Source organism: Silvibacterium bohemicum (genome assembly GCF_001006305.1).
Lineage (GTDB): Bacteria > Acidobacteriota > Terriglobia > Terriglobales > Acidobacteriaceae > Silvibacterium > Silvibacterium bohemicum.
On record NZ_LBHJ01000001.1, the window covers coordinates 714732 to 730512 of the forward strand.

At 56.6% G+C, this 15781-nt stretch carries 8 protein-coding genes; 4 read left to right on the forward strand and 4 right to left on the reverse strand.

Annotation, left to right across the window (positions count from 1 at the left end; all coding sequences use genetic code 11):
* The first annotated feature begins 271 nt into the window (after positions 1 to 271).
* Both XX99_RS03095 and XX99_RS03100 read left to right on the forward strand, forming a co-directional pair.
* The gene (locus tag XX99_RS03095) at positions 272 to 3880 is read left to right on the forward strand and encodes a TonB-dependent receptor (RefSeq protein WP_050057881.1); all 3609 of its coding nucleotides are present in this window, start codon (positions 272 to 274) and stop codon (positions 3878 to 3880) included.
* Positions 3881 to 4066: 186 nt separating this feature from the next.
* Complete coding sequence (locus tag XX99_RS03100; protein WP_050057882.1) at positions 4067 to 6604, forward strand: phosphocholine-specific phospholipase C; 2538 nt, start codon at positions 4067 to 4069, stop codon at positions 6602 to 6604.
* A gap of 83 nt (positions 6605 to 6687) precedes the next feature.
* Here the strand turns inward: XX99_RS03100 and XX99_RS03105 are convergent, their stop codons facing one another.
* A complete protein-coding gene (locus XX99_RS03105) occupies positions 6688 to 7356 on the reverse strand; it encodes a TetR/AcrR family transcriptional regulator (RefSeq protein WP_197081818.1) in 669 nt (222 codons plus the stop codon).
* Positions 7357 to 7457: 101 nt separating this feature from the next.
* On the opposite strand from XX99_RS03105, the gene XX99_RS03110 reads away from it, so the two are divergent.
* A complete protein-coding gene (locus XX99_RS03110; protein ID WP_050057884.1) occupies positions 7458 to 8441 on the forward strand; it encodes a hypothetical protein in 984 nt (327 codons plus the stop codon).
* Position 8442: 1 nt separating this feature from the next.
* Here XX99_RS03110 and hflX read toward each other — a convergent pair whose 3' ends face one another.
* From hflX to XX99_RS03125, 3 genes are all read right to left on the reverse strand, one after another.
* Positions 8443 to 9981: a GTPase HflX gene (gene hflX / locus XX99_RS03115; RefSeq protein WP_050057885.1), complete on the reverse strand. Its 1539-nt coding sequence runs from the start codon at positions 9979 to 9981 to the stop codon at positions 8443 to 8445.
* A 188-nt stretch (positions 9982 to 10169) separates the two neighbouring features.
* A complete protein-coding gene (locus XX99_RS03120) occupies positions 10170 to 11090 on the reverse strand; it encodes a carbohydrate kinase family protein (protein WP_050057886.1) in 921 nt (306 codons plus the stop codon).
* Positions 11087 to 11887, reverse strand: a complete 801-nt coding sequence (locus tag XX99_RS03125) for a GntR family transcriptional regulator (protein WP_050057887.1) — start codon at positions 11885 to 11887, stop codon at positions 11087 to 11089. Before XX99_RS03125 ends, XX99_RS03120 begins: the two co-directional genes overlap by 4 nt.
* 525 nt (positions 11888 to 12412) lie before the next feature.
* Between XX99_RS03125 and XX99_RS03135 the strand changes: the two genes are divergently transcribed.
* Positions 12413 to 15751 carry a TonB-dependent receptor gene (locus XX99_RS03135; RefSeq protein ID WP_050057889.1) on the forward strand — a complete coding sequence of 1113 codons (3339 nt, stop codon included), beginning with the start codon at positions 12413 to 12415 and terminating at the stop codon, positions 15749 to 15751.
* The last annotated feature ends 30 nt before the right edge of the window (positions 15752 to 15781 follow it).

Below are 15781 nucleotides of genomic sequence, written 5' to 3' on the forward strand. Positions count from 1 at the left end.
TGACGATTCTGTAAATGATGTTTCGACCGCCTGATCTTGAAGATGTCTCGAAAGAGGACCTTCTGTTTCTGCGGTGTGAACAGGCGACGCCATACTTTGCGCAAGAGATTCATGGTTTGTTCACTCCGGGATTTCACCGCCCCACATAAAGAGCTTCCGTCGGCGCCCGAACGCACACCACATCGCCACTTAACCTGCTGAACGTATCGGTACGACGCAGAACCGCCTGACACTCAGCACAGAAGCGCGACATTTTGGAGGGGGCGACAAAATGAATATCAAGAAGTGTTTCATACGGTGCAAACATCTCTTTCCACTCGGCGGCCTTTTGCTGGTTCTGCTGTCGATGGTGCAACCGGCGTCGGCACAAGCCGTGCATGGAGCGATCGTCGGCACCGTGGTGGATTCCACCGGCGCCATGGTGCCAGGCGCTACCGTAATTCTGACCGACACAGATAAGGGAGTCGTGCGCACCACGACGAGCAGCGCCATGGGCGAGTATCACTTTCTTGACGCTGATGCGGATCGCTACAACATGGAGGTCGAGGCACACGGTTTCGAGAAGTGGTCCTCCATAGGATTGCAGTTAGATACTCTGCAAACCCTGCGTGTCGATGCAAAGCTCATCGTCGGCAGCGCCGCCCAAACCGTACAGGTCTCGGGCGAAAACACTGGCGTGATTCAGACGGAAACTCCCACCATCACGACCACGTTCAACTCCGATGACGTGCTGAACTTGCCGACAAACTTCCGCGCCAGTTCGGCCGGTACGTCGATATTGGGCGCGATGTCCGCCATGCCCGGTGTGCAGGCCGATCAGGGGAAATTTTCGGTTGAGGGGAATCTCCCTTTCCAATCGGACATGACCGTGGATGGAGTCACGAATATCCAGGTTGGAAGCAGCGGCAATCCGGTTCTCTTCCCCAGTGCTGACGCTGTGGCTTCGATTCAACTGACCGGCGTGCTGGCTCCTGCCGAATTCGGAGATCCGGCCCAGGTGTCGGTCACGACCAAGGGCGGCGCGAATACATTTCATGGCGCTGGATGGGAATACCACCAGAACTCCGGCATCAACGCAAATACTTTTGGGTCTCCCATCAGGCCGCATGTTGTTGCAAACACCTTTGGCGGAAAGCTGGGCGGCCCGGTTATCCTTCCTAAGCTATACGACGGCCGGAATAAAAGCTTCTTCTTCGTCGATTATGAGGGCTTCCGTCTTCCGCAGAGCGTGACTATGCAGGCCACAGTGCCAACGGCGGCCATGAAGATGGGCGACTTTTCAAACTACTCAAACCCGTCGGCAGCTTACTCAGGCTTAACCGATCCCTATACGGGCGCCAGTTGGGGCAATGTAATTCCGTCGGCTAATTTAAGCTCGATCGCGCAAAAGTTCTTGCAGTTTTATCCCGACCCGAATACGCCAGCAACATTGTCAGGTGGCGGCACCGTTCCCACGACCTCCTATGTGAACGGAGAGTCGCCAAATTATTACGCCAATGTGTCCGAGCCTACGCACTCCAACCAGGTAGACGTTCGCGGCGACCAGTACTTCGGTGCGAATCAGAAGGTTCTGCTCTGGGGCCGCTATAGCTACTACAATTTTCCGAGCACATCGGGTTACAACCTAAACTTCGATCCTAGTGTTAATATCTACGACTCATCGAACTTGAGTACGAGCCTCAGCTGGACGATAAAGCCGAACCTGATTAACGTGTTTCTCTTTGGTTTCACACGCTGGAACAATGGAGATTCTAATTCCTACAACGGCACCGGCTTCACGCAGGGCCTGGGTTTCACAGCCCTGAACGACCTGTGGTACAACGGCTTTCCATTTATTTCATTCACGAATATCTCGTCTCCGCCGGCGGGACGGCTCAACAGCAACGACATCGATAATACGTACTCCTATAGCGACAGCGTGTCATGGACGAAGGGAGTGCATAACTTCAAGTTCGGCGGGGACATCCGAGCCTACACTTATATCGGAGGAACCGGGATAAGTACGGGCGATAACTATGGAAACTTTTATTTCAGCAACGTAGGCAACGCTGTGGGTACATTCACGGGCGTAGATTTTGCGGACTTCCTGCTGGGGATTCCAAACAACTCGAGTTATGACGATATAACGAGAGACATCGACGGCTCCGCTGCAGAGTACCACCTATACGCCGAAGACCATTGGAGCGCTACACCACGGCTGTCAGTCGATTATGGCCTGCGATATGAATACCGCCCGGGCTTCTATGACAAGAACGGCTTCTATGCCAATATGGATTACAGCGTACCGCGCACGGCCGAGGTTGTTTATCCCACCTTTCCCCAGCCGAATATCCAGTCGCCAAGCACTCTTGCCTCCTCCAATGCCTGCGACACGGATGGTATTAACAACTCGAACAACGCGATCGTAAACGGCGCACCATGCATGCCGGTCGTCTCCAACACTGCTGCGGGTCTGCCACGAAGCCTGCGCTTCGTGGATAAGAATCGCATCCTGCCTCGCCTGGGATTTGCATACCGCTTGACGAATGACGGCAAGTGGGTGGTGCGCTCAGGCTTTGGCTTGTACAACGTTACTATCATGGGCCAGACCTTTCATTCTTTGACCGGAACGATTCAAGGCAGTTCGTCGGCGTATTCAAACGCACTAAATACAACCACGAATCAACCGCTCTACGCATGGCCGGCGATAGGCTACGGCTCTGGAACCAGCGGCTGTACAACCTGCTACGGCACGAACGAATTCAACGCAAGCATTGACATTCACTATCACGATGCGGAGACGGCGCAGTGGGCTTTGACCCTGGAGCATGATCTGGGCCGGGGCTACGGTGTGCGCGCATCGTATACGGGTTCCGAAACGTCTCATCTGAATTTGAAGCAAGATGAGAACACCTTGCCTCTGTCCACCACCGCTTCTGCCTACAATCAGCCGTTCAGCGCGCGCAGGTTCCCTAACTGGGGCATCCTGATGAACTATGGTTCCCAGGCAAATGCGAATTACAACTCGATGGAATTTGAAGCCAAGCATCACATGGAGAACGGTCTTCAGTTCGACTCAACATTTACCTGGGCCAGGGCTCTGTCGAATAACACTGGCGCGACCGACACGGAGTTTACTGGCGAACGCGGCGGAGGTGATTTTGCCTCCTGGGTATTTGATAAGAGGCTGGACTATGGAAATACGCCAGGTCCTCGCCGCCTGCATTGGTTGACTACCTCGATCTACGAGCTACCCGTCGGTCGTGGCAGGCACTTCGGCTCAAGCATGCCGCGGCTTATGGATGCGGTTGTCGGTGGCTGGCAACTGAGCAACATCTTTATCTGGCAGAGCGGCGCGTACATTACGCCAACGTTTGCTGGCGGGGAAACTGATCCCTCCGGCACGGGTTCGGGACTTGCCACATCTCTGGCGGGATGGATCCCCACCGATGCCTCACAACATCCGGACCGCGTGGCGGGCGTTAACTGGAAGCCGCGTGGCCAGGGCCGTAACGGCTGGATTAACCCATCGGCTTTCGCCTGTCCCGGCTGGAGTGCCTGGACACCCGGCGAGGCCTGCGACACCGGCGCCGGTTACAACGCTGACGGGACACCGGTTTCCGCATACGGTCCCCCGCTTCCAATCGGTCGCTTTGGCAATAGCGGAATTGGCACAGTGCAGGGCCCTGGTCTTATCCAGCTGAATAGTGGTCTCGCCAAGATTTTCGCGATCAATGAGCGTTTCAAACTTCGGGCCGAGGCGAGTTTCACCAACGTAACGAATCACACAAACTTAAACGAGAACAACCTCAACCTGAATCTATCGAGCGCCAGCTTCGGAGTTATCACGGCGGGACTCGGAGGCCGCAGCGGCCAGATCGGAGCGCGGTTGGACTTCTAGTTCTATAACGAACAGGAAACGACCCACCGGCAGCAAGGTTGGTGGGTCATTCCTTAACTAACGAAATCGCCAGCAATGGCTGGTACGATTGTAAGTGGGTAGTGTACATCATGCGGTCATTTATAAGTGCGTCTTCGGCGAAGCCTTAAGTCAATATTCAAGATGAAGCATAGGACAAAACAAAAGATGGAATCGAGACGTGATTTCTTGAAGCTGGCATCGCTACTCGCCGCCGGCGGCTTCGGACAGCAGATGCTGCCGGCCATAACGCGAGCTGCGGCGATTGATCCAGAGCAGGGATCGACCTACCTGGACGCGGAGCACGTCGTGATTCTCATGCAGGAAAACCGTTCCTTCGATCACCTCTACGGCACCCTGCGCGGTGTCCGCGGCTACAACGATCCGCGTGCGATTACGCAGCCCGGCGGCAATCCGGTATGGCTGCAGGCAAGCGCTTTAGGAGCGATCCACACGCCTTTTCATTTCGATATCCGCAATAGCAACGCGACATGGCTAGGCTCGCTGCCGCACGGCTGGGAAGATTCGAACGCAGCGCGCAATGGCGGCCGGTACGACGGCTGGATTCCCGCCAAGGCGGCCACCGATCCCATTCGCGCCCATCTGCCGTTGACGATGGGTTATTACACTCGCGAAGACCTGCCCTTCTACTATGCTCTAGCTGATGCCTTTACGGTATGCGACCAGAACTTTTCGTCGTCGCTCACTGCGACCGAGCCTAACCGGCTGCACATGTGGACGGGAACGGTACGCGCCGAGCCGTCGATCCGGTCATTCGCTTATGTACGCAATGACGATATGGGATACGACAAGCAACTGGATTGGACTACCTTTCCCGATCGGCTGGAACAGCAGGGAATTTCCTGGCGCATCTATCAGAACGAACTGAGCCTGCCCTCCGGCCTGACTGACGAGGAAGACAAGTGGTTGTCGAACTTCGATGACAATACGCTCGAGTACTTCAGCCGTTATCACGTACGCTTCACGCCTTCGTACCGGCGCTGGCTCGCGGAGAAGGAAAGCACGCTTGTATCTGCGCTCGAGCAACTCAATGGCGCGCCTCAAAATGCAGAAACAGCGAAGCGCGTTGCCGAGTCGCAGCGGCAATTGGACGATGTGCGGCGCGAACTTTCTGCATGGACCGACGCTGCCTTTGCCGCGCTGCCGGAACATGAGCGAAACCTGCACCGCAAGGGGTTTATCACCAATGAAGGCGATCTTGACTTTCGTGCACTGACTCCGCTGCGTTTTCAGCAAGACGGTGTGGAGCGCTCCATGAACGTCCCCAAAGGCGACGTGCTTCACCAGTTTCGACAGGATGTTCAGAGCGGCAAACTGCCCGCTGTTTCATGGATCGTTGCGCCTGAGGCTTTTTCCGATCATCCGTCCTCTGCATGGTTCGGCGCGTGGTACGTCTCGGAGGCGCTTAATATCCTGACGAGCGATCCCGAGGTCTGGAAGAAAACGATCTTCATTCTCTGCTACGACGAGAACGATGGCTACTTCGATCACGTTCCGCCGTTTGTGCCGCCGCAGCCAAGGCGCACAGACACCGGGAAGGTTTCCGCTGGAATCGATCCCTCCGTCGAATATGTTTCCTCGGAGCAGATCGATGCGATGCGCCAGAAGGAACCAGACTGGCCGGGGAAGCCCGGGCCTATCGGGTTGGGATTCCGTGTACCGCTCGTGATCGCATCGCCCTGGAGTCGAGGCGGATACGCCTGTTCGCAGGTTTTCGATCACACCTCGATACTGCAATTTCTCGAAGTTTTTCTAAACCACAAGCAAGGCCAGCTCATTCGAGAAACCAACATCAGCGCCTGGCGCCGGACTGTTTGTGGCGATCTGACCTCCGCTTTTCGTCCTTGGAGCGCGCAGAGATCGCAATTACCCGAGCCGGTGAGGCGCGATCCATTCCTGATCTCGATCCAGGAGGCGAAGGTGAAGCCGATGCCAGGCGGGATGGAGCCGCTAACCCAGAAAGAGATCGAGCAAGTGCGCCGCTCGCCGCGCAACTCCCCGCGATTGCCAGAGCAGGAGAACGGCATACGACCGGCGTGCGCGCTGCCCTACGAACTAACTACGGATGGAGCGCTCGCCGTGGATAAAAGCGCATTCACGATCAAATTTGCTGCCGGACGCCGGCTCTTTGGTGAGCGCGCATCTGGCGCACCCTTCCGCGTTTACACGCCAGAGCGAGTGCGAGGGGCCGGCCCAGACACACTTGCAGATACAGGCGCAGGCGGATTCGAGACAGGACGCTCATGGGACTACGCGGTCGCCGCCGGAGACAAGATTGCGGATCATTTTCCGCTTCGACTCTTCGATTCGGAAACGTACCATCTGTGCGTCTATGGTCCGAACGGTTTTTTTCGCGAATTCCGCGGGGATGCCCAGGATCCACGACTGATTGTCAGCCTTCTAAGTACATCCCAAGGCGCATCCCTCAAGCTTGTGAATCGTGATTCCTCGCAATCATTAACGGTGACGATCGACGACCTTGCCTATGGCGACGTCGCGCGTACAATCGCCATCGCGGCGGGAAGTTCATCGGAGTTAGCCCTGAATCTCGTACCGAGTTTTGGCTGGTATGATCTGCGGATTCGCGTTGCTGGCGCCGCGCACTATGAACAGCGCTATGCCGGGAAAGTAGAAATGGGGCGGGAGAGTTTCACCGATCCTTCGATGGGAACCCGACTGCTTTGATTCGTTCTGTGAATCAGTCTGCGGTCAGGTGAAAAGCGGCAGACAGGCTATTGGTTAAGCTTCGGCGCAAAACCGCTCCTGTCCTACATCGATGCGTGGCGCCTCCGCTGTGGGAGCTTCTTGACCGGCTGATTCGATCCCGATGGCTTTGAAAGAGCGGAGGTCCCGGGATTAGGAAACAGGATGCCGCCGTTTCTCAAAAGCAGCATCAGGTTCTCAGCGGTGCCACGAGAGGATGCGCGTCCTTTGCTGGCTCGCCAGATATCGGCGGCGGCCAGGAGTACTTCCAACGCGATCCGGGCCGTCAGGATCACAGCTGGATCGTTGACTTCCACGCCAAGACACTCGCTGAGCTGTTTCGTCAGGGAACGTTGCTGCTCTCCCAGGTAATCCCAGAGACGGGCTCGCGTTACAGGGGATTGGCCAATAATCGATCGGACAAGAAGAGCGTGCTTCGGTTCTTCATCCTCCACTGCGAGAACAGCAAAGATGGCTTCTGCTAACGCGCGTTCTATCGGCATTTCTTTGACTCTGAGGGCAAACACTTCTGAGAACTTGGCCGTATTCGCGGTGAAACTGGCAAGAACGATTAAGTCCTTGCTGGGGAAGTAGCGGTAGAGAGTCCTGGGACTCACATCTGCTGCCTCCGCAATTGCCTCCATGGTGGTTTGCTCGTATCCGTTGCGGGCAAACAGGGCTATCGCTTCAGAGGTGATCCGCTCCCGGCTGCGTTGAACTTTCTTCTCTCTCATGCCCATAGCATGAATCTATCCCAAAAGGGCATTTGCTGCCTATTGACAGTTACTGCCATTTGGCGCAAGCTGACATTAAGCTCATCAGAGGAGAGGCCTTCATGTTTCCATTCTTGACGCGGTTCAGTTTGCAGACCGCAATCCTGATTTTTATTGGCAGCGTACCGCTTCACGCACAGTCAAATGCCAGCACGACTCGCAGTGAACCTGGCGCTGTCTCACCCGTATCGGCGAAGGTGTTGACCGGATGGCCGGGTGCCGCTCCGGATACTGAAGGAGATCTTTCTTTCGACACGAAGAGCCTGCGATTTATCACTGAGCGCAGTTCAGGCGAAATTCCTAAGTCGCGGATCATAGCCGTTTCCGGCGGAGATGAACAGATCGAGACCGGTGGTAAAGCTGGAAGAATCGCGCGCGTGGTTATTCCTTATGGAGGAGGACTAGCGCTTGGCGCGGTCACGCACAAGAAGGTTGGCCTGCTCACAATCGAATTTCTCGATGCCTCGGGCGAATACCATGGCGCGGTCTTTGAACTCCAGGCAGCAGATATGCCCGCCACGCTTGAGAAAATTGCTTTTCAGCCTTCTGCGGGCGCTAGGCTGCGAGCCGCAGCCGCTGTAGGCTGCCCTGAGTGGAAGATCCAGGCAAACGCGGTGCGGGTCCAGCCAATCGATGCCGATCAGGCAATTAGTTTTCCCGCGGAGGATCGTGTCCTCCTCTACGAGAATCTGGTGCGGCGGCTTGAGTCGGAGAAGACCATCCAGAACGTCTACCGTGCCGGCGACCAAAGTCCGGAGGCAGGCTGTGCGGAGTTCACGGTCACAGTGCGGGCCACGGCCTTCGGTAAGGGAAATCAGGCGGCTCGCGCCTCGGTTGGTCCGCTGGGGCATTTCATTGGAACGACAAAACTAAATTTTCACCTAACGATTTCCAAACAGGATGGAAGCCCGAACTTCGACGTGGACCTGAAGAAGTCCGAGGGATCAGACACTGACAGCCTGAACATTACGAAAGTGGTCAGCAAAACTGTGGTGAAAAATCTCAAGAAATCCAGAACACAAATGCGCAAGACGGAGATGAGCTAGCCTATGCGGAGCAATCTGGTTTCAGTGTGTCATTCCCGCGCGTAGATAGATCATGTTTGTCATGGAAACGGCGGTACCGGTTGAGGAGCGATGCTGGACCGCGGGCTCGGAGGAAGACGAGGTTTCCTTCGAAGCGCTTCTTCTCGATGATCGCTCCGCCTTCGAGTGAGGCGAGAACAGAACCTTCGGATTGCGGGAGCCGAAAGCTGGCTTCTACGAGCGGGTCGACCACGAGCTCCGCGTCAATCGCAATCAGGAGCTGTTCAAGTCCGGTTTGCCGCAGTGCGGAGACGGGAATTGCTTCGCGGTCGCTGAAGAGGTGGGCGAGTTCCTGGGGCGGGACGAGATCGACCTTGTTCAGTATCTGGATGACGGGCTTGGTCGAGACTCCAAGCTCGGCTAAGACTTTTTCAACCTGTGTTTTCTGCTCTTCACGGATAGGGCTGGCCGCGTCCTGGACGTGAAGAAGAATCTCGGCACGCTCGACCTCTTCGAGAGTTGCGCGGAAGCTCGTGACGAGTGTGTGAGGAAGGTTGCGGATGAAGCCGACTGTATCGGAGAGCAGAACCTTGCGGCGGGAAGGAAGCTGTAACTGCCGAAGTTTGGGGTCGAGGGTGGCGAACATGCGGGCCGACTCGAGCACGCCGGCCTCAGTAAGAGCATTGAAGAGCGTGCTTTTGCCCGCGTTGGTATATCCGACGAGCGCGACCACGGGAACCGGAACCGCCTCGCGGCGCTGCCGCTGCTGATGACGGATCCTGCGAACGGAGTCAAGCTGAGTCTTGATCTGGTCGAGGCGCAGGTTGATCTTGCGGCGGTCGGTCTCGAGCTGCGTTTCGCCTGGGCCGCGGGTTCCGATGCCGCCGCCAAGCTGCGACATGGCTCGACCTCGTCCAGCGAGTCGCGGCAACTGGTATTCGAGCTGTGCGAGTTCGACTTGAAGCTGGCCTTCGCTTGTCTTCGCGTGGCGTGCAAAGATGTCGAGAATAAGCTGCGACCGGTCGATGACGTGGCAGGGAAGCCGGGATTCGATATTTCGAAGCTGTGACGGAGTGAGGTCGTGGTCGAAAAGAACGAGCGATGCGTTGGTAGAGGTCACGACCTCCACTATTTCGTCGAGTTTGCCCTGGCCAACGAGGCTGGAGGGATCGGGCTTCTGGCGGCGCTGCACAAGAGTGGCGGCAATGGTCGCGCCGGCCGATCGGGCGAGCTCCTCGAACTCAGCACGGCTGGCATCGAAGTCGAGGGCGGAGGCTCCATCGGGCGGAAGCTCTTCTACTCCAGCCGTGACGGCGGCCGCGGTGCGGGCAAGTCGAGCCGCTGCGGTAAGCTTGCGTTTACGGAGCTCTCCGGTAAACTCGATCACTACAAGCACGGCAAGTTCCTGCTGTGTCTGCGAGGTACGGAGTTCGCGGGCGAGCAGTGCCTCTTTCTGGGCCTCACTTGCTTCGACCAGGCTACGACGAACCGTTTTTGTGCGATTTCGGCGTGACGGCGCTTGATCCGTGGTGGCTTCGAGCGAAGCCTTTTGGCTGGTCAAAGTTGTCTCAATTCATCGCCAGATCTCCGACCGGCTCTTCCAATGATACTGAATCATTAGCGTCAGTATCTTTGATCTTGGACGCATCAATAATTTGAAGATCGGCATTCAAGGAGCATTGACCGCCTGGATACGTTTCCGCTTTGTTTCTCTGAGTTCGCGTCCCGTCGACGCGATGAACTCATTCATTAGAACGGATGAGCTTCTACGAGTTGGCGAAGCATGGTGAGGCGATCCTTTGCCTTTTCCTCCGTGGCTGCGGCCATGCCGGAGAAACCAAGACCTTCAACGCAGAACGATGCTGATACTACTCCGCAGAGCAGTCCCTCAACGGGATCTTGCGCCTCGGCAAGGCCTGCTAATGTTCCACCGCAAAAAGCATCTCCTGCTCCCGTCGCATCGGCCAACGCAACCGGAATGGCAGGAATGCGAACCCACTCCGGCGCGCCTGCGACGTGAGCAATTACTCCTTCTGCGCCACATTTGACCGCGATCAACGTTACATCCGGAGCGAATGTTCTCAGCCGGCGAAGGCCTTCCAAGGGGCCGGCTTCAGGGAAAATGGCGTGGAGGTCTTGCCTGCTGGGTATGAAGAGATCGACTTTTCGGATAAGCGCAACAGTTGCATCCAGCTCGGAGCTGGCGAGCAGATCGTGATCATCGAGATCGAGTGAAATCGACTCCGCACCGACTCTGCGAAGCTCCTCGATCAACTCGACCGCGAGAGCTCGTGGCATGGGCGCGACATGGGCCAATGCTTGATGAGCAGCGATCGCATCGACCGGGCTTGGACAAAACTTAGCCCAGTCTCGGGACGCACTGCGGGAGACGAAGTGCCGCCGGCCATCCTCTTCGTAGAGCCCCCAATTCCGCAACGTATGCGTCGCAGGAGGGCAGTGCGAGAGATCGATGCGTTTGTCCAACGACTCTGCCGGGTAATCGGGGCCGAGGGGAGCGACTATCTTCACCTGACTTGTCCAGAGCATCGCGCCCATGGCCGCGTAGACAGCACAGCCACCGGGCACGCCCCAGCGTGTCGATCCATCGGAAAATACGAGATCGTCGATAGTGAGACTGCCAAATATCGTGACGGCTGAAGACGGAGTCACGACCTCGTACCGGGGCGGACCAGGCTGAACTCCACCAAAGTCGAATGATGATAGATCACGCTATATAGGCTGCGCTGTCGCGGCGCCTCAAACTGAATCTCACGCATCAGCAGCAAGGGGAAACCCGGTTTGACGTGGAGTAGTTCGGCGTGTTTCTTGCCGGCGGAGACGGCGCTGAGTGTCGCTTCGCTGAAGGCAAACTGCTTCTGGAATCTTGCTTCCATAAATTGATAAATCGAGCCTCCATCAAAGGTTTTGATGAGGGGCAACTTCCATTCGGCATCATCGAGAAGCGCGATGTAATCATAGGCTATCGCCAAAGGCCTTGATCCGATCAATCGCCGCCGGAAGATTTCCGCAACCGCGGAGGCTTCGGGAATCTCCAATGCCGCCGCAATCTCAGCCGTCGCGGTAATACGCCTGATCTTTAAACCATCGACTCCAGCCTCGCCGCCGTGCTCGCGGATCAGAGCCGACATGGAATTCATCTTGTCGAGAGGACTGGTCAAGTTTTCGGAACGCTCGGTAACAAAGGTGCCGGCCCCGTGGCGAATGGTGAGCAGTCCTTCCCGTGTCAGAAGGCGCGTGGCCTCGCGCAGGGTCTGCCGGCTGACTCCCAGCTCGCGCGAAAAATCTACTTCCCCGCGAAGCTGAGAGCCGCGTTCCAGCTTGCCGGAACGAATTTGTTCTCGGATCGCATTTGCTACGCGCGTGGCCAGGTTTTCGCGTGGCACACCCTGCCAGATGCGGTCGCTAAGCTCTTCAGTTGATTGATCATTTGTGGCCCTGTCGGTCATCGCCCTCGATTATGTCAGCCTATAGGACGACGGTCAACGGATGTAAGACGTCAGACGTCTGCCATCTTTTAACGATCTAGTAACCTTCCATTCTTGCGGCGTTCACTGAAGCGGCCTAGGTTGAGTCTTGTCTTCCTGGAATTCCGATTACTATGCGACGTTATCTGCTTGTCTGTTTCGATTGGTCTACTTGCGATCCGAGTTTTTACGGGCATCAAGCCTTTTCTCACACAAAGCATCGGCCGAAGTCCGGTGAGCAACCGCTTCGGGCGCTCGACATCAGCAAGCGCCGCCGCGTTCCCGGTGAACTTTCTATTGGTGAAGACAACCGGCGGTTCGGGTCGAAGAGTCTTCATAACCGCGGCGTCGCGGTACTTCATCAGCCCGGTTAATCCGCGCCAATAGCCCCTTCTCTCGACAACTATCAGTGGTCGCAGGTGGTTCTGCGTCCAAATCACGACTTTGCAGAAATGCGCACCACGAGCAAAGGCGCATTTTCTGCTGCACACCATTCAGGAGAGATCGATGAACTTCAGGAAATTAGCGGGATGGATGCTGGCCGTTATCTTGGTTGCGAGCATGCATGGACGCCTGGCGGCGCAGACCGCCGTCGACGGCGCCATCGGCGGCAGCGTGAGAGATGCGAGCGGCGCTTTTGTCAGCGCGGCAAAAGTAACCATTCGCAACAATGGCACGAATGCCGAGGAGACCACCACTTCTGACGCGTCCGGTTCTTTTCGTGTCATCCATCTTCAGCCCGGTACATATACCGTGACCATAGCCGCAGTTGGATTTGAGAGCTTCAAATCCGAACAGGTTGAGGTCACAGTTGGATCGCTCACGGACGTACAGCCGACGTTGACTCTGGGGGCATCGAACGAGACCGTCGAGGTTTCAAGTGCGGCTCCAATCATCAACACGATCAATAACGACTTCACGACGACGATCAACCGCCATGATCTCGAAGACCTGCCGGTAAATAACTATCGCTGGTCGGCCTATGCGCTGCAGGCTCCGGGCGTGGTGGAGTCGGGCGGTTTCGGCTTGCTGAGCTTTCGCGGCCAAAGCACACTGCTCAACAACGTAACCATCGATGGAGCCGACGACAATCAGGCGTTCTTCTCAGAAGAGCGCGGCCGTACGAATATCGGATACTCAACGCCGAAGTCGGCCATTCAGGAATTTCAGATCAACCTGTCGAACTACTCGACCGAGTACGGAAGAGCTGCGGGCGGTGTTGTAAACGCGGTCACCAAAAGTGGTGGCAACCAGTTTCACGGCGAAGGGTACTACCTGGACCGAGACTCAGCGCTCGCATCTTTTAACGATTTCACCGTCGAGACCCTGCAGCCGGTTCCAGGCGGTCCATTCGTCTCGACTCACGTAAAACCCACCGACATCCGCAAGCAGGATGGTTTTGCTTTCAGCGGACCGTTCATCCAGGACAAACTGTTCTTCTTCTTTGCGCTCGACCGCTTCTATCACGATTTTCCAATCGTCACAGTGCCAAGCTCGCCGGCGAACTTCTACGCGAGGCCTTCGGCCAATCTTCCGGACGGCAAGACCTGCCCCAGCTCTACGGCCACTTCGCCAATCACCGCGACCAACGATCCCAACTTCTTCGCCGATAACAGCGCCTGCACGCTGCAGACCCAGCTCAAGCTCCCTACCTACGCCGCAGGCGTCACCGATTACATCAATGGCCAGGCCGGATTATCGTCTTTGCTGGGACAGGCCAACCGCTTTGCCGACCAGACGCTGTTCTTTCCGAAGATCGACTGGCAGATCAACGAGCGCAATCACCTCAGCGCCGAAGCCAACCGTTTGCGCTTCATCTCGCCTTCCGGCCAGCAAACCAACGTGACTGCGCAGTACGGCACGCAAAGTATCGGAAATGTCTATGCCCGCGATACCTGGGGTATCGCCCGACTGGACACCGCCATCACTCCATCGTTGACCAATGAAATTCGCTACCAGTACGGCCGCGACTTCGAGTTCGCCGGTCCCGAAACTCCTACGACGTATGAGCACAATACCCTGCTCCAGCCGCAAGGCTACACAAATCCCATCGGCATTCCGCCGAACGTCTCCATCACCGGAGCCTTCCAGTTCGGTACTCCTACCTTCTATCCTCGTCCTGCTTATCCTGATGAGCGCCGCTGGCAGGTGACCGATACCGTCAACTACATCCGTGGAAACCACTCGTTCAAGTTCGGTGGCGACTATATCCACACCAACGATCTCGCCGAGAATATCTCTAACTTCTACGGCGCCTACTCTTATACGTCAGTGGCAAACTATCTTACCGACTACTACCAGTCACTGAACCCCGCCACCTCCAACCTGCCTGGTCACTATTCCACTTACAACCAGGGCTTCGGACCGCTTGGCTTCGAGTTCCAGACCGGCGATTACGCGGGCTTCGTGCAGGATGAATGGAAGATACGCCCGCGACTCTCGTTGACACTCGGACTTCGTTACGAGTATGAGCAGACTCCAGGCGCGCAACTGCCTAACCCCAATCTTGCGCAGACCGATTCATTCCCGAGCGATAAAAACAACATCGCACCGCGCGTAGGTTTCGCCTACGATATCTTCGGCACCGGCAAGACGACCCTTCGCGGCGGCTATGGCATCTTCAACGCCCGCCTCATCAACTCCACCATCTATAACGCGCTTGCTCAAACTGGCAGCCCCAAGAGCCAGTTCCAAACGCCCAATCTCACCCCGACAAGCGGGCCGCTCTTCCCGCGAATTCTCTCCAACAGCGCCGGCGTTACGCCGAATGTGATTTTCTTCGATAAGAACTTCCAGCTTCCGCAGATTCATCAAGCCGATTTGACGGTCGATCAGGATATTGGATGGAACACGGTCCTCAGCGTTAGCTGGCTGGGATCGTTCGGCCACGAACTGCCGAACTTTGTCGACACCAACCTTCCCGCTCCGGTCAGCGTCACTTATACGGTGGTCAACAGCAATCCCAAGGCCTTCTCCGCGCTGCCAAACAATGCGAAGTACACAGCAAACCTCTATGGATATGCAGTCAACGCAGCCGGGAAGACGTCGACAGGAGAGATTCTCCGGCCCAATGGCGCATACGGATCAATCACTGACATCGTGAGCAACATCAACAGCAATTACAACGCTCTCGTCTTCCAGGTTCAGCATCGCCTCAGCCACAATGTGCAGTTCCAGGGCAGCTACACCTGGTCGCACACTCTCGACTACAACGAAAACAACACTACCTTCACGAATTCCAGCAGCATCCTCGACCCGCGGAATTTCCATCTTGAGTACGGCAACGGCGCCCAGAACATTCCTAATCGCGCCATCGCAACTGCCATCGTCACGACTCCTTGGAAGGCGAGCGGCTGGAAGAGCTATCTGGTCAACGGCTACGAGCTCGCGCCCAGCTTCTCGGCGCAGAACGGCGCTCCCTACACAGCCGCCATCACGGGCAATCCGACAGCGCTGGTCACCAGCGACTTCTCTACCGGATATGTGACTGGCGTAAGCAGCGGCTATACCGGCACCGGCGGGTCGTCACGCATTCCGGGGCTGGAGCGCAATACCTTCGAGCAACCGCGCACGATCCTTCTCGACCTGCGCGGCTCCAAGCGCTTCACCGTACGCGAGCACTACAATCTCGAGTTCCTGGCGGAGGCATTCAACATCGCAAACCACCAGAACGTGACGGCCGTGAACACCACTGCATATACCCTGGGCACCACAACCACTAACGGAGTCACCACCAATACTCTTACGCAGTTCCTCGCCAACCCCTTTGGCGCGGCCACCAATTCCAACAACAACAACATCTACACACCGCGACAGATGCAGCTCGGTGTTCGACTCCAGTTCTAAAACTTCACACCGGGCAAGCGAAGGCCATGG